Source organism: Brevibacillus sp. IT-7CA2 (genome assembly GCF_949767855.1).
In the GTDB taxonomy this organism is placed as follows: domain Bacteria; phylum Bacillota; class Bacilli; order Brevibacillales; family Brevibacillaceae; genus Brevibacillus.
In genome coordinates, this window is the sequence record NZ_CATKQT010000011.1 from 292,167 (window position 1) to 315,904 (window position 23,738).

Here is a 23,738-nt window from a genome sequence, read left to right on the forward strand (position 1 = left end):
CCCCCGCTATTCTCTCGTTATCTTATGACTGCGCCCAGAAAAAAGTGAGAATGGTACGTATCCGAAAAAAAGAAAAAAGAGGAGATAATTTCTCCTCTTTAGTCGAGCTCGTCGAGTAGCGTAGCGGAATCAAAGTCATCAAACTCGTCACTGTTATCTTCAAAGTCGTCAACCAGATGGAACTCTTTTTCATCACAACTATTGCAGACAACAACGCACACTTTTGTTTCTCCAATGACCTCTACTGCATATTCGCTTTCAACCCTGACTGTGATTGTGCCACCACCACTTAACTCCGCTTTTATGCACTTCGGTTGCTCCACGGCGCGTGCAACGATTTCCAGATCGCCTCTGCAGTTCTTGTCGAAGAACGTAAGCGGTACGAGTACGGAGAACTGAACAGTTTCCCGCTTGACTTCGGTTTGCGTGTTATTAGCAAACGAAAACCACAGGTTGACGTCATACGTACCAGATACTTCAACGGCATCTCCGACTTTCTCTGCTTGGAAGTTCGTGTTTATAATCCAGCATCCGAGGATCGTCGAAGGAGTTTGCGACGGTATGATGGTGTGGGTGGTAATAGAAAATTTATGGCCTTTGCCGCAGACTGCTTTCGCGATAAGTTCCCGGCACTGTAGATCTTTGTCTATACCCGACATTTCGTTACCTCCTCCATACAACGTTTCTGTACATTTGTATGCAGGGCATTCGACTAGCGTGCAAACAACCACCTTATATTTGGGAAAGTTGTTGGGTATTCATCAAAACAGCGCCGGGAAGGCTTTTTATCAAGAATTAGGAGCAGCAACCGCCAGATTTTTTCTTTTCAGGCCCGCCACCGGTCTCTCCGGTCAATGGGTTTCCGCCTGTATCCAAAATAATACGCTCCGAAACGGTGTTCGTGATCACGTTCGTGACCATTTGCAAAAGATCGTTCACATCGACCTGCGATTGCTTGAATTCCGTAACGATTGGAATGGAATCCAGCTCCTCATGCAATTGGTTGTACTCGCCTTCCACTTTTTTCACCAGTTCCGGCTTGTTGATGGATTCAAACATCACCATTTGCTTTTGCTTCTGCTTCAAGGTATCAATCAAATCTTGCACACGTTCATTGTGCTTGATTTGCAGTTCGGCACGTTTGAAGAAATCGACTTCATTGGTACGCGCGATCATAGCTGCAAGTTCGCGAGCTTTCTCAAGAATTTCATTCTGGGTATACACGTTTGTTTGTTCCATTATGACCTACACCTCAACTTTGGATACGAGTTCTCCGTGGAGTGTCCACGTTTTCGCATCTGTAATTTTTATGTGCACATACTGTCCGATCAAGGATTTGTCGCCGGTGAAATGGACCAGCTTGTTCGTACGCGTACGTCCCGCAAGCACTTCCGCATTCGTCCTCGATTCTCCTTCCACCAGTACCTCGACAACCTGATCCTGCAGTTTTTTGTTCTGCTCCAGTGCGATGCGAGCCAACACTTCATTGAGTCGATATAAGCGCGCTTTTTTCACTTCCATTGGAACGTTGTCTTCCATGACAGCAGCCGGTGTACCTTCACGTGGTGAGTAAATGAAGGTATACGCAAATTCATACTTGACCTCTTCCACCATCGAAATGGTATCTTCAAACTGCTCATCGGTTTCGCCTGGGAAGCCAACAATAATATCGGTAGAAAGCGAGACATTCGGGATCGCGTCCTTGATTTTGCGAACGAGCTCCAGATAATGCTCACGCGAATATTTGCGCGCCATCCGCTTGAGTACTTCTGTCGAACCGGATTGGACAGGCAAATGGATTTGCTCCACCAGGTTGCCGCCCTTTGCCAGCACCTCGATCAAGTGGTCGTCAAAATCACGCGGATGACTTGTCGTGAAGCGCACACGCGGGATATCAATCTTGCGGACCTCGTCCATCAGGTCTCCAAAACCATACTCGATATCCTCAAAATCTTTCCCATACGCATTGACGTTTTGTCCAAGAAGCATGATTTCTTTAAAGCCTTGGCGAGCGAGATCACGCACTTCCGCGATAACATCTTCCGGGCGTCGACTGCGCTCTTTTCCGCGGGTATACGGCACGATACAGTACGTACAGAACTTGTCACAGCCGTACATGATGTTAACCCAGCCCTTGGTGTTTCCTTCGCGGAGCTTCGGCATATTTTCGACGATATCGCCTTCTTTGGACCAAACCTCAATCACCATTTCTTTGCTGAACATCGCATCGCGCAACAGTTCTGGCAGTCGGTGAATATTGTGCGTTCCAAAAATCAAGTCAACCTGCTGGTAGCTTTTCAGGATTTTCTTGACGACTTTCTCTTCTTGGGACATACAGCCGCAAACACCGAGGATCAGATTCGGATTGTTATTCTTGAGCCGCTTCATGTGGCCAAGCTCGCCAAATACTTTATCCTCTGCATTTTCGCGGATCGCACAGGTATTAAATAGGATGACATCCGCATCTTCGACAGAGTCAGAGGAGGTATAGCCCATTGCCTGCAAGATACCAGAAATCGTCTCCGAATCATGCTCGTTCATTTGGCAGCCATACGTACGAACATGATAACGCTTTCCTTTTCCGATGTTCTGCATGTCTTCTGGGATATTAAAATCGTAATGGACTAAAATCTCTTCCTTACCACGCTTTTTCGCATCTTTCAGAGAGGGGGCCTGGAAGTATTTCGCATAGTCTTCCGTTTTCTTTGGAGACTTATCGGATTTTAAGTCCACAGTCGCCTCTTTCGTTTCCTTCATCATGTATCACCTCAGCTAAAATCATCTACAAAAGTAACCAATAAAGAATTATATCATTTTTGGGGATACAAAAGCTAATGCATAATAACCATTATGAGGCAAAATATGTACGAAACGGCGAGTGACTGTTCCGATCATCTCTGGGTATTCCCGGCAAGAGGATGTGGTTGTTTGGTGAGCTGCTCGCTATGCCTGTTGGCTGCCCGGAAGTCATAATGACGATCTTCGTATTCAAAGAAAGACATCATCGGCGCACGCAAATCGCTTAGGGCAGATTCAGTTGTTATGTTCGCCTGAACCTCCTGGTCTGTGTTTGCTGATGGCGATTCCTCTATTTTTCTCGCCACTCTCCTAGGATAGTGATCAGTTGAGGGATTTCTTCGATGATAGCGTCTGCCTCCACGTTATCCCCCCAAAACATATCCCGCTTCCAAACGGCCTTCATCCCTGCCCCACGCGCACCTTGTACATCGTTAACCGGGTGATCCCCCACATATACCGCTTCACTCGCTTTCACTCCAAGCCGATCCAACGCTCTTTCAAATATGATTAACTCTGGCTTGGACACCCCTTCCCGCTCCGAAATCAAAATGGCATGAAAAAACGGTTCAATTCCAATCGCATTCAAGTTTTTCATTTGAAATTCACTGCGTCCATTCGTAATGATCCCTAGCTTCATGCCCGATTGATGTAAGATCTGAAGTGTTTCAACTACGCCTGTAAATGCCAGACAGTCCTGCCAAAATAACTGTACGTATTCTTCTAATAAAAATGCAGAAGTCATTTCTTCGATCTTTGACTCTTCCACGATGGTCTGATAGACAACATCTTTCCACACATACCCACGCTGGTCCAGCTCATGAAAACGGGACGTGAACGCATTCAGAGACATTCTTTTTTGGAGCGGCCATGTACGCTCGTATTGTCGTGCCAAAAATGCATCCAACGACCGTTCCCGATCCAAAAGCGTTCCATCCAAATCAAACAAGCATGCCTTTACCATTGGTACATGCTCCTCCTTTCCTGCCAATTTTTTTGAAACTCCGCCTTTTTTCCTATTTTCACCAAAATATTTTTTTCTCCTGCAACAATACAAGCCCACTCGCCGTCTGAATAGCAGTCAACAAAAACTACATTGCCATTTTGAGGAGGTTAACATGAAAAGAGCACTAGCCGTATTTTTGTCGGTGTTGATGTTCTTAACGGTTATCCCTGTCGTCGGTGCCGCTTCCACTCCTTCGTTCTCAGACGTTCCACGTAGCCATTGGGCATACAAGGAAATTACGGAGATGGCGGCAAAAGGGATCATCAAAGGGTACGACAATCGGACATTTAGACCGAACAATGAAGTTACCCGCGCCGAATTTGCCAAGATTATGATCGCAGCAGCAGATGTAGATATAAACAAACGCTACGTCGACCAAACCTTTAAAGATGTTCCGCGTCATCACTGGGCATTTCTGTATGTGGAATACGCCAAGCCTTACTTGACTGGTTACAAATCAGGCTCCACCTACACGTATAAGCCAGATCAAGCGGCAGTACGTGAAGACATTGCTGTCGCATTGGTTCGCTTGTTGGGCTACGATCAAAAGTACAAAGCCGACCTGAATCAATTGAAAAAGTTCCGTGATTACGATGATATTTCGTCAGCTCTGCGTCCGTATATTGCAATTGCGATCCAAACTGATCTGATGAAAGGGTACAATGGCAATTTCCGTCCACAAGATCCGATTACTCGTGCGGAAGCTGCTTCTCTGCTCTATCGCGCTATTTTGGATCGTGACGATGATGATGAGATCAAAATTGTATTCCCTACCCCTGGTCAACCGAAACCTCAGCCAGAACCAGAGCGAATCAATATCAGCGATTCCTTCTCTGATTCCAAATTGAAGAACTGGGATACAGACAAAGCGACTGGAAACTGGGAGGTCGCTAGCAAACAAGTGACAGCGGAATCCGATGATGATGATCTGGATCACTACTTCCTGCCACTGGATTGGAATGAGTCTGACAAAGTTAAGAAATACGAATTGAGCGTCGATGTCAATGTCGTAGGCAGTGAAGGCTTAGGAGGCCTTTACTTCAACGGTAAAGACGGAAAAGCCAATGTTGTATTCGTCCAAAAAGATCGCGTTGTTTTAGGAAAAGTGAATGATGTCGAAGAAGACGATATTGACATCATCACTTCTAGCTCCTACAAGCTGAAATCCAGTAATCGCTTAAAAGTAGAAGTTAACGAGAACACTGTTTCCATTTATCTGAACGATCAATACTTGTTCGGTCAACAGTATGTGAAACAAGAAGGCACAAAGCTCGGTCTGTACCTGCAAGAAGAGGCAACTGAAAACGCGCCTCGCAAAACGACCTACCTGGACAATTTCTCCTTCAAGGAGACCAAATAAACAACCATATTTTGACCCGACAAGCTATTTGGCCTGTCGGGTATTTTTTCACTCTACTTGACATGTATGTTCTACCAAACGGAAAAAAGATGGCGAAAACGTAGAAATAACCGCATTTCAAATGTTATAATGGTAGCTATTCTTGTCCTGTGAAGGAGCCTTCTATGTCATTTTCTGTTAATCAACCGTTTCGCTGGATGGACTCCGGTACCTACCAGGATAGTCCACTTGAGCCTTTAATCCGTGATGAAGCGTTGGCAGCCAGCATGCAATCTGAATCTGCAACCCCTGTGATTCATCTCTGGGTGTACGATCAGGCGCTGTATCTCGGCCGCAGAGACGCCAAGCTTCCTCATCTCCAGCAAGCCTTACGTGAATTCGGTCAAGATGGCTTTGGTTGTGTTCTTCGCTCGTCTGGTGGAGCTTGCGTTCCGCTTGATGCTGGCGTACTCAATATGGCTTGTTTATTGCCCGATACTTCGATTTCCATTGACTCCTTTTTCTCGTTTGTAGCCCAGCTTCTTGATGTGGGCCTGCGCGATTACGGGAAGCTGGAATTTGGAGAAGTGACGGGTTCCTACTGTGCAGGGGAATACGATTTTTCCATTCACGGTAAAAAAATCGGAGGTATGGCACAAAGACGCACGCGACACGGCTCTATTTTGCAGTTATGCATTAACGTAGATGATCGGCCACGTGGGGAATGGATGGAACGCTTTTACCGTCTCGCAGGCTTGGATGAAATGCAAAGTCATAAGCCAATTCCTTCCATCGATGCTTCTACTGTTGGCAGCATTGCGAGTTTGACTGGAAAATTGGCCACCATAGATGATGTGAAAGCACGTCTATTGGAGACAATCCGTTCTGAGTGGGCTGTATCACCTACCCCCTTTTATGTGCAAAATAAATTAGTGACAGAGTCGAGGCATCATTTGTCGCAACGATTACATTTATTTTCTTATACCGCAAAAGAACTGGCCGCACCTGACTGGCACTTACCCGAATAACGGGCATTTTACTTGCTTTTGATTCTCCAGGTGCTGCCGGTAAAATTCTGGAGGAATTATGAATAGCAATCGAAAGGGGACGTTTCAGGATCTGAATGCCCTTTTTGTTTTTGGGGCTCTTACTGTCTTGATGATTCACATCCTCAGTTTTTTTCTCTCGAATGAGAAGACGTATCCGTGGAATAGTGATTTACAAGCCGTTCTAATCATCTTGTTAAAATTCGGTCGCTCTTTGTTTATATTTGCAACTGGAATGCTGCTGTTTTACTGGTATCAGAACCGACAATTGGATTGGCGTGCTTTCTGGAAAAAACGCTGGCGCGCGGTTATTTTTCCTTACGTAATTTGGACGGCCATCTTCACCTATTTTAAACACCAAACCTTTGACCCGGCCGTGCTGGTAGGACCTTTTTTCGATAGTCTGTTTACGGGTAGCTCTTTCTACCACCTGTACTACATTCCGCTTTACTTGCAACTGTGCTTGTTGTTTTGCCTGATCAAACCGTGGGTGGAACGGTACTTGAACTTCCGCTGGATCATTGCCCTATTTATAGGACAAGCTGGTCTGTACGTTCTCTACCACTATTTGTTTATCAAGCCTTTATGGGCCATTGATTGGGCTGCAACCCCATTCCTGTCCCTCATAAAGCACAGTTATGTTTACGGACAGCATTATGTTTTCATGTACGTATTTACTTTTGCACTCGGCGCTTATGCAGGGATGAATGTGGATAAATGGCGGACGTGGGTGAAACGCCTTCAAATACCTTCTATCGTTGTGATGGCAAGTGCAGCCGTGTGGATGGCGTACAGCTATCTTTCCGGCTCCAAAAGCTATTACGAGAGCATGAATATTTTCGAACCGCTTTACTTGGTGTACACACTCTGTGTGATCATCAGCTTTTACCCTGCATCCAGTTATCTCGGCAAACTGCCTAAACTCGGTCCTTGGCTTGCCCGGTTGGCCAAACAAAATATGGCTATCTATTTGGTTCATCCGTTGATCTTGTTCTTACTGCAGAGCTACGTCATTCATCGACTAGGCTGGTCAACACCGTCAATAGTTCTCGGCATGTTCATGATTACACCGCCACTGTGCATTTTCCTTTATGAGTTGACGACGATGTCCTTTTGGTTCAATCGGAAAAAACGGGTGGAAGCAAAACCGATTTTCAAAAATCAAACGTATAAAGCGTAAGGGAGAACCTGGTTTCCTCCAAACTCCTAATGTAAAAAGATACATGATCTCCCATACTAGAACTAGGGACGATTGTTCCACACCTCGATTACTTGCCTGGCGTAACTGCCGGGCTTTTTTTCGTCTTATGCCCACCAAAGGCTTGGCGACGCCAAGTTTTCTAAATGTAACCCTACCGTTTGTACCTCGCTTACGGTATCATAGAAGAGGACCACAAGCAGTGCTTGCTGCTATAGACGACAGAAAGAAAAGGTGGTGGATCTGGATGAATCAAGAGATCCCTTTGTTACATATTCCGATCAAAGATCTCATAATCGCGTCCACAAAGGTCGCACATGTGCAGTTAGGTAATTCGCTTGAGCACGCCCTGCTAGTCCTAATCAAGTCCGGTTATTCAGCCGTTCCTGTACTGGATCATCAGTATCGTTTGCATGGGTTAATCAGCACGAATATGATCATGAATAAGACTCTAGGTCTGGAACGCTTCGAGACTGAGCATATGTCCGAACATATTGTAGATGATGTGATGGACACGAAGGTCCCACGATTGCGTGACACCGATGAATTTTTGAAAGCATTGGAAGTGTCCATTAATCACCCTTTCGTCTGCATTGAAGATGACGAGCACTATTTCCAAGGAATCTTGACTCGAAAATCGATATTGGCTTTGGTATATCGTCACTTTCGCAATCTACCCTTTCCTATGGCTGACCAACAACAGCCGGCAGAATCGTAGGTCACCGCATACGAAAAGACGGGGCAATAATTGCCACCGTCTTTTTCACATTCTTCTGCGTTGCTTCTTTAGAACATATAGCTTGGCGATAGCAGCTGATGCTTCCGTTTCTTTTTTTCAGCGAGTAATGTCTGCGCATATTCCAGTGGATGACGGTATGTTTGTTTAAACATCGCCTTCTCTCCAGCCTTGAAAAACGAATAGCGCTGATCACGCACATTGACTTCAATTAAATACGGATTACCTCGCTCGTCAATTCCCATATCCATGCCTAGATCTGCTAATGATGAAAAATGCCGACCGTACTGCTTCGCAATTTCCACCGCCGCTATGCCAACTCTCTCTATGACCGCTTGTTGTTGTTTCACCTCAGCAAAGATGGGTACCAAAGCTTCCGAAAACGGTACTGCTGTCCCTCCTCGAGAGAGATTGCTCAGCTTGTTTTTCTTATTGGCGACCTTGGCAACCATCCCGCTCACAGTCCACTGCTTCTCTTTGTTTTTCTGCACCGAAACACGAATATCAAACGTTTTTCCTCCATAGCGCGCCAAAGGAATTCCTCGCTGGATCAGAAATCTTTTGTTACCGACCCAGCGTCGCACCGTGGAGAGTATCTGCGAATGAGATAAAATCTGCCGTTTTTTCGATGCAATGAAGTGATAATTGCCTCCGTGCCGTTCAATACGTGCTACCCCAATTCCGACTGATCCAATCGAAGGCTTGACGTACACCACCTGGTACTTATCCAAGAACTGACGCAACTGCTCCATGGAATAAGGCACCGTATGCGGGAGATAGCCGCGGATTTGTTCGTTTTTCCAGAGCATCTGGTGTACTTTTCTCTTATCCCGTACAACCAAGCCATTAAACACCGTCTTCTTTTGGCTCAATCTTCGAATCACATTCCTCGCTTTTGCATCGCCTGTCAAAACACGATTGTGGATGACTCGCGGGACTGAAACTAGTTGTGAGACGAGTCGGTTTCCGTTCCAAAAATATCCCTTGACCCTTTCATCTCCTGGCTTCACATGCCGCGGATGGAAAAAAACAGGCTCCAATCCAAGCTCTTTACCGATTTCGACATAATAAGGCAGACGCTCATATGACTTGATGCCATGAATTCCTTTCTCCATAAGGGCCCAATCCAACATTATTCCGATTCTGTCCACGTAGATCCCCCTTGCCACATTGCTCTACATAGGGTATGTGCCAGAAAGGGCAAGAGCGTGCCTATTTTTGTACACCTATCCGCGACCCGACAAAATATTTGCTTTCCCATAGGAATGATGTCGGATGCTGCGCTTGCCCGGGAAAAGATTCCGTTTCGTTCTCTTTATTGTTCCCTGCGTTCGATGGCCAGTAAAAACGGGGCTTGGTTTTGCTGATTGATATATTGGTATTTTAAAACCAAATAATCCAATTGACTTAGCTCGTGGCAAAATGCTTCCACTGCCTCTTTTTCCGTTTCTCCCGCCGAATGTCCCCAGTAAATCATTACCGTCATGATTCCGCCTGGTCTGAGTATCCTCAACCCTGATTGAATCGCTTGAATGGTACTGCTCGCTTGTGTTGTGATTTCTTTGTCTCCACCCGGCAAATAGCCCAAATTAAACATGATCGCCGCGGCATTAATCACCAGCTTGTCAATTTCCTCATGACTGGCGAGCTTCATTTCTACCCTGTTCGCCAGACCTTCTCTCTCGAGTCTCTCTCTCGTTTTCTCAATCGCCTGCGGCTGGATATCAAAGGCGATTACCTTCCCTTCTTCTTGCACCAATTGCGCAAGAAATAAGGTGTCATTTCCATTTCCCATCGTAGCGTCTACAACAGTTTCTCCTACTTGTACCCGTTCACGGATTAATTTACGTGCGACTTCTAATACATTTGGAAACACAGTCAACTCTCCTCTCTATGTACACAAACAACGTTACAAATCGATTTGCAGACCGATGCGCGCCGCATAAACTGGGCCTGCGCCAAAGGCATTGGACTCCGCAATTACTTGAGACTCCTCATAGCCGTAAAACAAATGCGTAACTAATAAAGAACGACAGGATAAGGATTGTGCCAGTTCTGCCGCCTGGCGAACAGACAGGTGCCCATTTGGCTTCGCTGGTAAATTGTAATCCAGATAGGTCCCCTCGCAAATAAACAAATCCGCTTGATTTGCAAACCCTTCCCAGCTTGTACCTGGTCCACTGTCAGCACCGTATACGAGGACACGTCCGTTTGCTTCCAAGCGCATGGCGTAGCATGGATCTCCATCACCATGGTCTGTCCGTAAAAAAGTGATCGAGACGTCCCCAATGGTAACAGACGTTTCTTCGGTGATTGGGGTAAATGTGGTCGCATCGCGATACACCAATGAATGAGCATTGGCCACCGGGAGCGCTGGTGCGAAGATCCGGAGCGGCTTGTCAGCAGGTCTTTGACCAAATAGCTGATGAACCATCAAACCGTACTGCATCACTCCTACATCCGCAACATGATCATGATGATAGTGAGATAAGAGCATGGCATCCAGCTCATAAATGGGCAAATGCTTGCCTAACTGTGCAAGAACACCGCTGCCGCAGTCGAGAAGAATTTTGACACGGTCTGTCTCAATCAGATAACCCGGAGTAGCACCTCCAGGGCCAGGATAAGGAGATTGATAGCCTAACACGGTAACGCGCATATTCGGTTCACTCCCTCTCATAGGATGGAATAAGGTGGGACAGGAGGTCTGAGATGCAAGGAACATGGAGAGCCGCATGGCAGATCGCTTTTACGTATATTGGGACAGTCGTAGGAGCTGGTTTTGCCTCTGGCAAAGAAATTGTAGAGTTCTTTGTTCAATATGGAACACAAGGCTTAGTGGGCATCATTCTGGCGACGACGCTGTTTATTTGGGCAGGCATCCGCGTCATGCTGATTGCCTATCGGATTCAGGCCGATTCCTATCAAGAAGTCAGCACCTATCTATTTGGGCATCCGTTTGGTACTGTATTTAATACCTTGCTTCTAACCGTATTGCTAGGCACTACCTCCGTCATGCTCGCTGCTACCGGCGCGATTTTTTGGGAGTCTTTTCGATTATCTCCCCAAATCGGCATTTGGTTTAGCATGATTTTGATTTTTTTCGTGACGAAAAAAGGGCTGTTTGCCATCCATCACGTGAACAGCATTTTTGTTCCGATGCTCATTGGCTTTACTGTACTTGTCTTCCTTTATACGAAGCCATGGTTAGATACGAATGTCATAGTCGAATCGTTACGGCCTTGGGCGTGGCTTAGTTCTCCCTTTTATTATGTTGCCTTAAATGTCACGCTTACACAAGCGGTTTTGATTCCGATGGGCAGACAGAGTACGAGCGAGAAGCCTCTCATCCTAGGGGGAATCATCGGAGGGTTGGGAATAGGCCTTCTGCTCTTACTCGCCTACGCTTCTCTGTCTGTAAAAATGCCGGGAATTCATCACGCGGAAATGCCCATGATTGCTGTGCTGCAAGGCTTGGGACCGACTATTCCCTTTTTGTTCTCCCTATTAGTGTATGCGGAAATTTTCTCGACACTTGTAGCTAACGTTTTTGGTCTAGCCCAACAGATTAGACAAGTTACCCCCCTTCGAGGTCCGACTATACTTCTCGGGATTTTGCTGATTTGTTATTTAATTAGTTTTATCGGGTTTAGCTCGCTTCTCCGCTTCTTGTATCCACTCTTTGGTCAACTGGTCGTCTTTTTCCTTGTCATGCTCGTGTACAGGCAGTGGCGAGATCGTATGTAATAAAAAAACCTCTCCCGTTAAGGAGAGGTTTTTCACTCTATCAAACTTAAGCAAATTCTTTAACCAATTTTTCGAAGTCTTCTTCAGACAAGCGAATGTCTTGGTTCACCAAACCTTCTTCTTTGAAGCCATTTACGAGAGCTTCGTAAGGTTTTTGCTCAGTGTTTTGGTAGATCAGACCTGTAATCAGGCCTTTGTGTTGCATAGAGGTAGACATTGCTTTGATACGGTCATGTGGATCGTATCCTTCGAGCGTGTCTACTGGTACGATGTTCTCTTTGAACCAGTCGTATGTGTTTACCTTGTTGTAGGTTACACAAGGGCTGAATACGTTGATCAAGGAGAAGCCTTCGTGTTGGATACCTTTTTCAATCAGTTCAGTCAAGCCCTTCAGATCGCTGGAGAAGGATTGAGCAACGAATGTCGCACCTACAGACAGCGCCAGTTCAACTGGAGAAATCGAGGACTCGATGGAACCTGCCGGTGTAGACTTGGTCACGAAACCAGTCGCGGAACGCGGGGAGGTTTGACCTTTTGTCAGACCGTAGATTTGGTTATCCATTACGATGTACGTAACGTTCATATTACGACGGATAGCGTGTACAGTATGGCCCATACCGATCGCGAAACCATCCCCGTCACCACCTGCTGCGATAACTGTCAGCTCGCGGTTCGCCATTTTCACACCTTGTGCGATTGGCAGGGAACGTCCGTGAATACCGTGGAAACCATAACAGTTGATGTAGCCGGAAATACGACCAGAGCAACCGATACCGGAAACAACCGCCAGATTTTCAGGTTCCAGACCTACGTTCGCTGCAGCGCGTTGAATAGCCGCTTGGATGGAGAAGTCTCCACAGCCTGGGCACCAGTTTGGCTTTACGTTATTTCGAAACTCTTTCATAGTCGCCATGTTTTACCAGCTCCTTCACTTCAGCATAGATTTCCTTCGGCAGGAATGGGTTACCGTCATATTTAAGCACGGATTCGATTTTTTCAGCGTTTCCAACGTGTTGTTTGAGCAAGCTTGTTACTTGCGCTTGAGCGTTGTGCTCAACAACAACAACTTTCTTCGCTTTATCTACGAGTGCTTTGATTTCTTCAGTTGGGAACGGATGCAGCAAACGAATTTGTGCATGGTTTACTTTCATTCCCTCTTGTTCCAGACGGCCTTTTGCTTCTTGAATAGTACCAATTGTGGAGTTGATACCCACAACCAGAACATCCGCATCAGCGTGAGGAGCATCTGCTGTTACAGCGCCTTTGAAGCTTTTCAGGACGCCTTCCATTTTGCGCATACGTTTATCCATTTGTTGAATACGGTTTTCAGCATTCTCAGATGGACGACCAGTTTGATCATGCTCAACACCAGTTACGTGGTGCAGACCGTATTTTTGACCCGGAATAACACGAGGAGAAACGCCGTCTTCTGTTACTTCATAACGTTTGAACAGGTCGTTTTGCTCTTTTTCTGGCAATTCTTGTCCAGCAAGCAGTTTTCCGCGGCGGATTTCTACTTTGCTGTAGTCAAATGGAACAACGGTTTGTTTACCCAAGGACAGCGTCAAGTCTGTCATCAGGATAACAGGCAGTTGGTATTCTTCCGCAATGTTAAACGCTTCAACTGCATCGTAGAAGCACTCTTCTACTGTGCTTGGCGCGATAACTACTTTTGGAATGTCACCATGCGTACCGTAGATCATAGCATTCACATCGGATTGCTCGATTTTGGTAGGCATACCAGTAGATGGGCCACCACGCTGTGTGTTCACGATTACAACTGGTTGTTCCGTGATACCAGCCAGACCAATTGCTTCCATCATCAGGGACAGACCAGGACCTGCAGAAGCAGTCAAGGAACGAGCACCCGCGAAGTTAGCACCGATTGCCATCGTAATAGCAGCAATCTCGTCTTCTGTTTGGATAACAGTACCGCCCAATTTAGGCAGCTTTTTAATCAAGTATTCCATTACCTCGGAAGCAGGTGTGATCGGGTAAGCTGGCATGAAACGGCAGCCTGCTGCTACAGCACCCAGAGCGATCGCATCGTTACCGATGAGGAACAGTTGTTTTTGTGGATCAGCCTTTTCCATTTGGAACTCAGGCAGTTGACCACCAGTCAATTCATTTACAAAATCAAAACCGCGGCGAATGGCATCCATGTTCTTTTCAACCACTTTTTCGCCCTTGCGGAGGAACATATCTTCAACAATGGGACGGAAGCTTTCCACTGAAATGCCGAGGATGGCACTGGACGCACCAATCGACACCATGTTTTTCATCAGGGAAGTTCCCAGCTCATCAGCGATCTCAGTCAGTGGTACAGTGAAGAAGCGAACTGGCTTCAAGCCGTCCGGCAACTTTGGATTAAATTTCGCGTCCGCGATAATGATACCGCCTTCACGCAGCTCATGCGCATTGAAATCGATCGTCTCTTGGTCAAACGCTACGAGAATGTCCAGATCGTCAGAGATCGCGCGCATTGGCGTAGTGCTCACGCGAATTTTATTGTTCGTGTGTCCACCCTTAATACGGGAAGAGAAGTGACGGTAGCTATACAGATGGTACCCCATCCGGTTCATTGCCATCGAGAAAATCTCACCAGTACTCTCGATGCCCTCCCCTTGCTGTCCTCCAACTTTCCAGGAAAGTTGACTAATCATTCAGATTCCACCCTTTCAGTGACTGTGAGAAAAGCTGCGCTATCACACCTTGAAAAGACTGATAAGATGTGACATTTCTGTGCATAGACAGTAACAATTGTAGTCCTGTCCATGTCAAATTGCAAGTGCTTTTACTCAACTTACTTTTGACCTGAATTTTAATGTTGAACTTGGTACATTAATATCCTCATGCTTTATTGTAGCATGTTTCCGAAAACACGCAACCAATTTCCTTGCACAAATTTCAATACTTCCGCCTCTTTATATCGTTTTAACAAAGCTTCTAGTAACTGGGAGTAATCTGCCGCGGATGCCATGTCCCCAAACGTCTCGGTAATACCATCGAAATCGGAGCCAAAACCTACGTGGTCTACGCCACCCAACGCGCATATGTGATCCAAGTGGCGCAGCAAGTCATCGATCCAAACCGTGCGCTTGTCCGGCACGGTAAAGAAGTCTACAAACGTCAAGCCAATCGCGCCATCTTTGGCGATTAACGCTCGAATTTGCTCATCCGTCAAATTCCGAGAGTGATTGCATAGGCTTCTCACGTTCGAGTGTGAAGCGATCACTGGTGCTTTCGAGCATTCTAGTACATCCCAGAATCCTGGGTCGGCCAAATGCGAAACATCAATGATCATCCCCAGCCGATTCATTTCTTCTATGACTTCTCGTCCAAATGAAGTAAGTCCACCTGGATTCGGCTCTCCATTTCCACTTGCTAGGGCATTGCCATGATTCCAGGTCAGCGTCATTCCTCGTACACCAAGCCGGAACCACGTACGTAGCTGAACCAGACTCTCTTCTAATGCATGCGCACCTTCTACAAACAGAATAGCCCCTTTCTGTCCCTTTAATACGCATTCAGTCAAATCTGCCTTTGTGAAAATCGGCCGGAATTTATCACTGGCCACCTTTTGATAAAAAATATCGATCATTTCTAGTACAGAATGAAAGCGACGTCCAAACGGCACTTGAGAAGGGACGAAACAGGCAAGCACTTGTATGTCTATGTTCCCTTTTTCAAGAGCGGTAAAACCAGCTTGCAAGAGCTTGTCTTCTTTATAAAAGTCCAGCTCGGGGTTCTGCCACAGCTTGCATAATACATCGCTATGCGCATCAAAGATTTTCATATGGAAACGCTCCTTCTCTTCGATCACTTCGGAGTTCATACTTCTGGACAAACGAAAAAACCTGTTCATTCTTCGAACAAACAGGCAGGTGAAGCATTTGCAGTTGTATCATCTGGGTTCTACGATTAATTTGATTGCAGTTCGCTCTTCTCCATCAATCACGATGTCGGTAAAGGCTGGAATACAAATGAGGTCAACTCCACTCGGCGCTACGAACCCTCGTGCGATTGCTACTGCCTTCACAGCTTGATTAAGCGCCCCAGCGCCAATGGCTTGGATCTCAGCCGCGCCTCGTTCACGAAGAACTCCGGCAAGGGCACCAGCAACGGAATTGGGGTTAGACTTTGCTGAAACTTTTAATACTTCCATCCTTTTTGAACCTCCCGTCTGATAGGAATCCTGTCATCATTAGAATGATATTCGCATAACCCCTAAAAATTCCTGCTAACTTGCTTGAAAGATTCAAAAAATTCTAATCTTATTCCCATTATTCCATAAACGGATGGTCAGAGTCAATTCTGATTCGTTCCATTTTTTTCGCGTGCCCAGTCGTTTTATCTAGAGTAATCAGCACCGCATTCAACTGCGCAGGATCTGGCGCTACTTCAAAGCGAACAGGGAGCTGTGTCAAAAATTTCTTAATAACAGCTTCTCGCTCCATCCCCAAAATGCCATTACTCGGGCCACACATTCCTACATCACACAAAAATCCGGTTCCTTGAGGCAAAATACGTTCATCAGCGGTTTGCACATGGGTATGTGTCCCCACGACTGCCGTTACCTTCCCATCGAGATACCATGACATTGCTTGCTTTTCCGATGTCGCTTCCGCATGAAAGTCTACAAAAATGAGCTTCGTACGCTTCCGAGCTTGCTCTACTAGCTTGTCAGCCATTTGGAACGGACAATCGAGCGGCGGCAAGAACGTTCGCCCCATCAAATTAATGACGGCTAGTTCCCCTTCAGATTGTTTGATATATGTAATCCCTTTTCCAGGAGCCCCTTCTGGGAAGTTCGCGGGTCTAATCATCCGCGGCTCATCATCAATAAAATCGAAAATTTCTCTTTGGTCCCACGTATGATTCCCGAGCGTAATCGCTTGAACGCCCCACGCGAAAAGCTCCTTGGTAATTTTCTCTGTAATCCCGCGACCATGCGCAGCGTTCTCTCCATTCGCTACGATAAAGGTAGGGTTGTATTTTCGTTTCAGTAACGGCAGATATGTTTTCACGATCTCTCTGCCAGGCGAGCCCATAATATCTCCAATGAATAACAACTTCATTACCAAATCACCTCATTGCTAGTATACACAATTCCTCTGCTCATTAGAAAACTTGACTTCGTCAAGCATTTGGGTGTGCTACAAAAAAAGTAAAGTGGCACGCAGCCACTTTACTTTGCATACTCAACTGCCCGTGTTTCACGGATAACCGTTACTTTAATATGACCTGGGTAGTCAAGTTCATTTTCAATTCGTTTCGTGATATCCCGTGCCAGACGGGTAGCTTCCGCATCGTCAATCTTATCAGGTTGAACCATCACGCGAATTTCGCGTCCTGCTTGAATTGCATAAGACTTTTCTACGCCATCGAACGACTCAGAGATTTCTTCCAGTTTCTCCAAACGTCTGATATATGTTTCCAATGTCTCACGGCGTGCACCTGGGCGTGCGGCAGACAGAGCGTCAGCAGCTCCCACGAGCATAGCAATGACGGAAGTTGGTTCGGTATCACCGTGATGAGATGCAATACTGTTCACTACTACGTGATGTTCATTGTACTTCTTAGCCAGTTCTACACCGATTTCAACGTGTGAACCTTCTACTTCATGGTCAATCGCTTTTCCGATATCATGCAGCAAGCCTGCACGTTTGGCCAGCTTCACATCTTCTTTCAGTTCTGCCGCCATTAAACCAGCGAGATGTGCCACTTCCATAGAGTGCTTCAGTACGTTTTGACCGTAGCTTGTACGATAACGCAAACGTCCAAGAATCTTGATCAGATCTGGATGCAAGCCGTGAACGCCTGTTTCGAACGTTGCTTGCTCACCGTATTCACGGATTCGCTCGTCTACTTCGCGACGCGCTTTTTCCACCATTTCCTCGATGCGAGCTGGGTGAATGCGACCGTCTGCGACCAGTTTATCCAACGCTGTCTTGGCGATTTCCCGACGAATCGGATCGAAGCCAGACAGGATGACTGCTTCTGGAGTATCGTCAATAATCAGATCGATACCAGTCAACGTCTCCAGGGCACGAATGTTACGTCCTTCGCGTCCGATAATACGTCCCTTCATCTCATCATTTGGCAGCGTAACCACAGAAACGGTTGTTTCTGCTACGTGGTCTGCTGCACAACGTTGAATGGAGGTCGTAATGATCTCACGAGCACGCTTGTCCGCTTCTTCCTTGGCCTGAGTCTCAATCTCCTTGATCATCACAGCCATTTCGTGACGGACGGTATTCTCCACATCCGTGAGAATGATCGTCTTCGCCTCATCCTGCGTCAAGCCGGAGATTCGTTCTAGCTCTGATACTTGCTCTTTATATAAGTGCTCTACCTTGCTTTGCAGTTCTGCGATGGCACGGTCACGCTCAGACAATTCTTCTTCTTTGCGCTCCAACTGTTCCATCTTGCGGTCCAACGATTCTTCTTTTTGTAGAATTCGTCGTTCCTGACGCTGGATCTCATTGCGTCTCTCACGCAATTCGGTTTCCGCTTCGGAGCGAAGCTTGAACACTTCATCCTTTGCCTCCAGCACCTTCTCCTTCTTAACGGCTTCGGCGTCTCGCTTGGCTTCCTCCACGATCTGTCGTGCAGCTTCTTCTGCACTGGAGATCTTCGCTTCCGCAATCGATTTACGAGTGAAGTAGCCAGCACCCAAGCCGATCAGCAGGGCAACGAGCACAATGACAACAGTAATTATAGGATCCATAGGCTTTTTCGTTTCACCTCCTTATTGTAAGACATCTCCCCGCTTTCCAAGCATTTGTTTTTCATGGAGTGCTCTCACATTTGAACATTCGGCTAAAAAACAAGACCGATTTTACTCGGTCCGCTGAATCCGTACAGTTATCGCACGGTTTTTCAGTTGTTCCATAGGCAACGAGTGAGCAAATCGCAAAAAGATATGATACACCAAGTAAATACAAACCTATTTTATTATTTGTGAACAAGAATTGTCAAGATCATGCAAATAGAGTTGCGTCTAACTATCGCTTCTCTGACGCAATTCTTCACGCATTTGTTGAATGATAGCATGAGAGAATCCCTTGCGCATCAGCATAGACAGCAGCTTGCGTTCTTCATCTGGGTTCGGTGCGCCCTCTATGCGTCGCGCCTTCTTCTCTATCAATGCGCGGGCAGCATCTAGTTCAGCCTGCCTAGACACGCCACGTACTGCGTCCTCTACAATCGCTCTGTCCACTCCACGCTGGGTAAGCTCCATACGCAGCATATACGGGCTCCTCGGCTTCAAACGCAATCGCTCGTCTACCCATTGCTTCGCAAATGCTTCATCATCGATGTAGCCGTGATCCTTGCATCGCTGGCATATCTCTTCGGCAATCTGCGTAGAAAATCCCTTTTCTACCAAATAAGAATGCAGCTGACTACTTGTCCGTGGGCGTATGCTGAGGTATCGCAAAGCACCTAAATACGCTTTATGCTTTTCTTCTGCTATCAGGACTTCTCGGCAAAAAGCTTCATCTAATTCTGTTCCCTTAAATAGGTTGTACTTTACCAGTATGTCTTCGTGTACGGTAATGGCATACTCGCCTTCTACATCGATATGGTAGCGTTGCTTTTGTTTGATATCTCGATGAACGGCAGTGATCAGGCCGCTCTTCATGATGATTCACTCCTTCGCAAAGCTAAAATAACAGCCTGTCTCATCGACAGGCTGCTCTTCTACTCTTCATTACTCCAGATCAAATGTAGGCTCTTCATCTTGCTCTGGGTCATTTACTGCTTCACCTTCTGGAACAGAACCAGGGTTTAGGCTGAAGTATTCGCGCACTTTTGTTTCAATCTGCGATGCAATGTGCGGATTTTCTTTCAGGAAGACTTTCGAATTCTCTCTACCTTGGCCGAGACGCTCCTCATTGAAGGAGTACCATGCGCCACTCTTTTGTACCACATCGATCTCGGAACCGATGTCGAGAATGCTACCTTCTCTGGAAATACCTTCGCCGTACATGATATCCACTTCAGCAACCTTGAATGGTGGTGCTACTTTATTTTTCACGACCTTGATCTTCGTCTTGCTTCCCAAAATATCGTTACCGACTTTGATAGATTCCGCTTTACGAACATCCAAACGAACACTCGCGTAGAACTTCAAAGCGCGTCCACCTGGAGTTGTTTCCGGGTTACCGAACATGACTCCCACTTTTTCACGAAGCTGGTTGATGAAGATGGCAATCGTTTTGGACTTGTTGATGGCACCAGACAGCTTGCGGAGTGCTTGGGACATCAAGCGTGCTTGCAAACCTACGTGGGAATCTCCCATCTCGCCTTCGATCTCTGCTTTTGGCACGAGTGCCGCAACGGAGTCGACTACGATAATGTCTACCGCACCAGAACGCACCAGTGCTTCCGCGATCTCCAAAGCTTGCTCACCAGTGTCTGGTTGGGACAACAGCAATTCATCGATGTTCACACCCAGCTTAGCAGCGTAAACCGGATCCAAGGCATGCTCAGCATCGATAAACGCAGCTTGTCCACCCTGTCTTTGCACTTCTGCGATGGCATGAAGCGCTACTGTTGTTTTACCAGAAGACTCTGGTCCGTAAATCTCAACAATCCGTCCGCGTGGGAACCCACCCACACCAAGTGCAATATCTAGAGCAAGTGCACCGCTAGAAGCTGTAGAAATTTGGATGTTGGATACTTCCCCCAACTTCATAATGGAACCTTTTCCGAATTGCTTTTCTATTTGACGCAATGCACTCTCCAAAGCTGCGCGACGATCTGACAAATGGTACACACCCTTTCAATTTTCGCATCTCTTTTGCTTGTCTTCATCATACCTCGAGACAGAAGTGTTTGCCAAGTATTTTTTGCGAACAAATATTCGCATCACAAAAAAGCAGTCATTTCCTGGTTGTTCCCAGAGAAATGACTGCTTTGTGTAATACTCTCTAATTAGGAACGCTTCGCTCCGCGAGGCTTTGCAGGCTCCAGATTGATTCGTTTTCCGTTGATACGCGTTTGACGCAGTGACTCATATACGAATGCCGCTACCTCTTCTGGAACCTCAACAAACGTGAAGTTCTCGAAAATGTCGATGCGACCTACTGATTTTCCTGGGATACCAACAGATTCAGAGATCTCTCGTACCAGATCCTGCGGCTTCATATTCGCATTGCGACCTACGTTCAGGAAGAAGCGAACCATGCCTTTTGCTGCACCCGTCTCACCAAAGTTGTACGCTTCAACTTCCTGCCCTTGTCCTGCTTCTGTATGGAATGCCAGGTGCAATGCAGCAGCTGCTACTTTCTCAGCCGGGTATTGACCTACGAGAGCATCCGCTACTTTTTGATACATATCTGCGATTGCATCGCTTTCCAAAAGGCTAGTCAACTGTTCACGCAATTGCTCTTGTTTACGCTCAGCAACTTCCTCCAGGGAAGGAACATTGCGAGAGAGCACTTGTGCTTTTGTCTGCTTTTGGATAAACATCATTTGTCTTACTTCACGAGGTGTAACCAACGTCATCGCGATTCCTTTGCGACCTGCGCGACCAGTACGGCCAATACGGTGTACGTAGCTCTCAGAGTCTTGTGGAATATCGTAGTTGATTACGTGAGAAACGTTTCCTACGTCGATACCACGTGCTGCTACATCTGTCGCGATCAAGAATTCAATTGAGCCCTCACGGAAAGAATTCATGACCTTGTCACGTTGTGCTTGTGACAAGTCGCCATGCAAGCCGTCCGCAAGGTATCCGCGGGATTGCAGCACTTCGGACAACTCATCTACACCGCGCTTGGTACGGCAGAAAATGATTCCCAGCTCGACATCCTCACTGTCCAGAATACGGCAGAGGCTCTCTACTTTGTTACGGTCAAACACTTTGTAATATACCTGTTCGATCAATGGGGCCGTTACTTCTTCACGGCTAACCGCGATCGTTTGCGGCTGTTTCATGTAACGGGTAGCCAAACGCTTGATTTCTGGCGGCATCGTTGCAGAGAACAGCAAGGTTTGACGCTCTTCCGGCATATGCGTGATGATCGTCTCGATATCTTCGATAAAGCCCATGTCCAGCATTTCATCCGCTTCATCCAAAACGAGTGTATGTACGTGATCCAGCTTCAATGTTTTGCGGCGCAAGTGGTCCATGACACGGCCAGGAGTACCTACAACGATTTGTACACCTTGACGCAGTGCACGAATTTGATGTCCGATCGATTGTCCGCCATAGATTGGCAGCGTACGAACTTTGTTGTATTTCGAGATGCGCAAGAGCTCTCCCGCAACCTGGATAGCCAGCTCACGAGTTGGGGTCAGTACGATCGCTTGTACACGATTGGCAGGCGTAATCTTTTCTACAAGTGGAATCCCGAATGCAGCAGTCTTACCAGTACCTGTCTGTGCTTGACCAATCAGGTCTCCGCCATCCAGAACTTTTGGAATGCAAGCTGCCTGAATCGGTGATGGCTCCTCGAAGCCCATATCGTGAATCGCTTGCAGAATAGATTTATGTAAAGGAAAATCGGAAAAAATCGTCATGAAAAAAATCACCTTTCTTTTTGCATTTGCAGCGCATAAAACAACGCGTATTTAGCGGCACGCCCAACGATTGCATGCCTTCTTCCGGCAAGGCGCAGCTCTTTTACAACTGTGGGCATTCCTTCTGCCGCGATCCCTACATAAACAAGACCAACAGGCTTGCCCTCGGAAGGATCGGGTCCAGCCACTCCCGTAACAGAAATCCCGTAAGTAGCTCCCAGCTTTTCTCGTACATGTTCAGCCAGCAATTGAGCTGTTCTCTCACTGACTGCCCCATCTGTTTGCAAAATGGAATCAGGTACTTCGAGCAGCTGATTCTTCACTTCATTGGTGTAGCAGACTACCCCGCCACGAAACACTTGCGAGCTTCCTGGTACAGAGGTAATCAACGAGGCAATTGCTCCTCCTGTGCAGCTTTCTGCACAAGCAATCGTCTCATTTCTCTTTTTTAGCTCAGAAACCAGCACATCATGCAGCGACGAGTTCTCGCCCATCCCGTACATATACTGGCCAACACGGCTGAGAATTTCTTTTTCTACAGGCAAGATTAGGGCTTCCCCTTCTTCGACTGTAGCAGCTCTTGCCGTAATCCGCAGCGTTACTTCGAATTCTTTGGCGTATGGCGCGATCGTTGGATTTTCCTGCTTTTCGATCAGATCGAGCAGTTTTTCCTCCAAAGCGGATTCGCCTATCCCGTAGAACCGGAGTAATTGAGAATGAAACACTTGTTTTTCGGGAAGCAAATCGGTCAAGTAAGGCATCACGTAATTCTCCACCATTGGATACAACTCGCTTGGTGGTCCCGGCAACAGCACGAACGTACTACTGTCATGACGGATCGCCATCCCCGGCGCCATCCCGAAGTCGTTGGAGAATACATGGCTGCCAGAAAGCACTAGCGCCTGCTTACGATTGTTCTCCGTCATGACAATCCCACGTTGCGAAAAGAATTTTTCAATTCTCTCCATGGCCTCTGGATTCGTTTCTAATCCAATGCCTACATGCCCCGCCAAGGTTTCTTTGGTCAAATCATCTTGAGTCGGACCTAGCCCACCCGTGAAAATGACGAGATCAGATCGCCCTGATGCCAATCGAATCACTTGTAGCAATCGCTCCGTGTTGTCTCCAACAACGGTATGAAAGTAAACTCCCACGCCAATTTCCGCCAGCTTCTGAGAAAGAAACTGTGCGTTGGTGTTAGCGATCTGGCCTAACAAAAGCTCAGTACCTACCGCGATAATCTCCGCTCTCATCTTCCTCATCCATTCTCTTTGAGAGTAGAAAAGCCTCTAAACTAATAGTTTATCACTTGCAATCGCTCAAGAGAAGAGTCTTGTGAA

Annotated in this window: 23 protein-coding genes; 5 read left to right on the forward strand and 18 right to left on the reverse strand. The window is 46.7% G+C overall.

The window, feature by feature from the left end:
* Positions 1-98 precede the first annotated feature (98 nt).
* The 5 genes from cotE to ACM6JA_RS07835 form a co-directional block, all read right to left on the reverse strand.
* A complete protein-coding gene (gene cotE, locus ACM6JA_RS07815) occupies positions 99-659 on the reverse strand; it encodes an outer spore coat protein CotE (protein ID WP_414851861.1) in 561 nt (186 codons plus the stop codon).
* A 136-nt stretch (positions 660-795) separates the two neighbouring features.
* On the reverse strand, positions 796-1,239 hold the full coding sequence (locus ACM6JA_RS07820) for a RicAFT regulatory complex protein RicA family protein (RefSeq protein ID WP_007719127.1): 444 nt from the start codon (positions 1,237-1,239) through the stop codon (positions 796-798).
* A gap of 6 nt (positions 1,240-1,245) precedes the next feature.
* On the reverse strand, positions 1,246-2,757 hold the full coding sequence (gene miaB, locus ACM6JA_RS07825; RefSeq protein WP_173617520.1) for a tRNA (N6-isopentenyl adenosine(37)-C2)-methylthiotransferase MiaB: 1,512 nt from the start codon (positions 2,755-2,757) through the stop codon (positions 1,246-1,248).
* 134 nt (positions 2,758-2,891) lie between these two features.
* Complete coding sequence (locus ACM6JA_RS07830; RefSeq protein WP_414851862.1) at positions 2,892-3,104, reverse strand: hypothetical protein; 213 nt, start codon at positions 3,102-3,104, stop codon at positions 2,892-2,894.
* The gene (locus ACM6JA_RS07835) at positions 3,089-3,760 is read right to left on the reverse strand and encodes an HAD family hydrolase (protein WP_414851863.1); all 672 of its coding nucleotides are present in this window, start codon (positions 3,758-3,760) and stop codon (positions 3,089-3,091) included. The genes ACM6JA_RS07830 and ACM6JA_RS07835 overlap by 16 nt, the downstream gene beginning before the upstream one ends.
* A gap of 154 nt (positions 3,761-3,914) precedes the next feature.
* On the opposite strand from ACM6JA_RS07835, the gene ACM6JA_RS07840 reads away from it, so the two are divergent.
* The 4 genes from ACM6JA_RS07840 (at position 3,915) to cbpB (ending at position 8,103) form a co-directional block, all read left to right on the forward strand.
* Positions 3,915-5,162: an S-layer homology domain-containing protein gene (locus tag ACM6JA_RS07840; RefSeq protein WP_414851864.1), complete on the forward strand. Its 1,248-nt coding sequence runs from the start codon at positions 3,915-3,917 to the stop codon at positions 5,160-5,162.
* A gap of 164 nt (positions 5,163-5,326) precedes the next feature.
* A complete protein-coding gene (locus ACM6JA_RS07845) occupies positions 5,327-6,169 on the forward strand; it encodes a lipoate--protein ligase family protein (RefSeq protein WP_414851865.1) in 843 nt (280 codons plus the stop codon).
* Positions 6,170-6,227: 58 nt separating this feature from the next.
* On the forward strand, positions 6,228-7,367 hold the full coding sequence (locus tag ACM6JA_RS07850; RefSeq protein WP_414851866.1) for an acyltransferase: 1,140 nt from the start codon (positions 6,228-6,230) through the stop codon (positions 7,365-7,367).
* Between the two features lie 265 nt (positions 7,368-7,632).
* On the forward strand, positions 7,633-8,103 hold the full coding sequence (cbpB, locus tag ACM6JA_RS07855; RefSeq protein ID WP_414851867.1) for a cyclic-di-AMP-binding protein CbpB: 471 nt from the start codon (positions 7,633-7,635) through the stop codon (positions 8,101-8,103).
* Between the two features lie 68 nt (positions 8,104-8,171).
* On the opposite strand, the gene ACM6JA_RS07860 is transcribed toward cbpB, so the two are convergent.
* From ACM6JA_RS07860 to ACM6JA_RS07870, 3 genes are all read right to left on the reverse strand, one after another.
* Complete coding sequence (locus ACM6JA_RS07860) at positions 8,172-9,272, reverse strand: YheC/YheD family protein (protein WP_414851868.1); 1,101 nt, start codon at positions 9,270-9,272, stop codon at positions 8,172-8,174.
* 164 nt (positions 9,273-9,436) lie between these two features.
* The gene (locus ACM6JA_RS07865) at positions 9,437-9,997 is read right to left on the reverse strand and encodes a class I SAM-dependent methyltransferase (protein ID WP_414851869.1); all 561 of its coding nucleotides are present in this window, start codon (positions 9,995-9,997) and stop codon (positions 9,437-9,439) included.
* A gap of 33 nt (positions 9,998-10,030) precedes the next feature.
* Positions 10,031-10,780, reverse strand: a complete 750-nt coding sequence (locus ACM6JA_RS07870) for an MBL fold metallo-hydrolase (RefSeq protein ID WP_414851870.1) — start codon at positions 10,778-10,780, stop codon at positions 10,031-10,033.
* 53 nt (positions 10,781-10,833) lie between these two features.
* Here ACM6JA_RS07870 and ACM6JA_RS07875 point away from each other — a divergent pair, with 53 nt between their 5' ends.
* The gene (locus ACM6JA_RS07875) at positions 10,834-11,868 is read left to right on the forward strand and encodes a hypothetical protein (RefSeq protein ID WP_414851871.1); all 1,035 of its coding nucleotides are present in this window, start codon (positions 10,834-10,836) and stop codon (positions 11,866-11,868) included.
* Positions 11,869-11,914: 46 nt separating this feature from the next.
* On the opposite strand, the gene ACM6JA_RS07880 is transcribed toward ACM6JA_RS07875, so the two are convergent.
* From ACM6JA_RS07880 to ACM6JA_RS07925, 10 genes are all read right to left on the reverse strand, one after another.
* Positions 11,915-12,781 (reverse strand): 2-oxoacid:ferredoxin oxidoreductase subunit beta, encoded by an 867-nt coding sequence (locus tag ACM6JA_RS07880; protein WP_007719146.1) that lies wholly within the window; start codon positions 12,779-12,781, stop codon positions 11,915-11,917.
* The gene (locus ACM6JA_RS07885; RefSeq protein WP_414851872.1) at positions 12,753-14,531 is read right to left on the reverse strand and encodes a 2-oxoacid:acceptor oxidoreductase subunit alpha; all 1,779 of its coding nucleotides are present in this window, start codon (positions 14,529-14,531) and stop codon (positions 12,753-12,755) included. The genes ACM6JA_RS07880 and ACM6JA_RS07885 overlap by 29 nt, the downstream gene beginning before the upstream one ends.
* 194 nt (positions 14,532-14,725) lie before the next feature.
* Entirely contained in the window at positions 14,726-15,664 is a 939-nt protein-coding gene (locus tag ACM6JA_RS07890; protein WP_414851873.1) for a dipeptidase, read from the reverse strand.
* Between the two features lie 108 nt (positions 15,665-15,772).
* The gene (gene spoVS, locus ACM6JA_RS07895; RefSeq protein WP_003385776.1) at positions 15,773-16,033 is read right to left on the reverse strand and encodes a stage V sporulation protein SpoVS; all 261 of its coding nucleotides are present in this window, start codon (positions 16,031-16,033) and stop codon (positions 15,773-15,775) included.
* A gap of 118 nt (positions 16,034-16,151) precedes the next feature.
* The gene (locus ACM6JA_RS07900; protein WP_414851874.1) at positions 16,152-16,946 is read right to left on the reverse strand and encodes a TIGR00282 family metallophosphoesterase; all 795 of its coding nucleotides are present in this window, start codon (positions 16,944-16,946) and stop codon (positions 16,152-16,154) included.
* A gap of 110 nt (positions 16,947-17,056) precedes the next feature.
* Complete coding sequence (gene rny / locus ACM6JA_RS07905; protein WP_007719154.1) at positions 17,057-18,598, reverse strand: ribonuclease Y; 1,542 nt, start codon at positions 18,596-18,598, stop codon at positions 17,057-17,059.
* A 273-nt stretch (positions 18,599-18,871) separates the two neighbouring features.
* Complete coding sequence (locus ACM6JA_RS07910) at positions 18,872-19,513, reverse strand: RecX family transcriptional regulator (RefSeq protein WP_414851875.1); 642 nt, start codon at positions 19,511-19,513, stop codon at positions 18,872-18,874.
* Between the two features lie 69 nt (positions 19,514-19,582).
* Complete coding sequence (gene recA / locus ACM6JA_RS07915; protein WP_017249260.1) at positions 19,583-20,641, reverse strand: recombinase RecA; 1,059 nt, start codon at positions 20,639-20,641, stop codon at positions 19,583-19,585.
* Positions 20,642-20,808: 167 nt separating this feature from the next.
* On the reverse strand, positions 20,809-22,398 hold the full coding sequence (locus tag ACM6JA_RS07920; protein WP_173617470.1) for a DEAD/DEAH box helicase: 1,590 nt from the start codon (positions 22,396-22,398) through the stop codon (positions 20,809-20,811).
* A gap of 8 nt (positions 22,399-22,406) precedes the next feature.
* Positions 22,407-23,651 carry a competence/damage-inducible protein A gene (locus ACM6JA_RS07925; protein WP_414851876.1) on the reverse strand — a complete coding sequence of 415 codons (1,245 nt, stop codon included), beginning with the start codon at positions 23,649-23,651 and terminating at the stop codon, positions 22,407-22,409.
* Positions 23,652-23,738 lie beyond the last annotated feature (87 nt).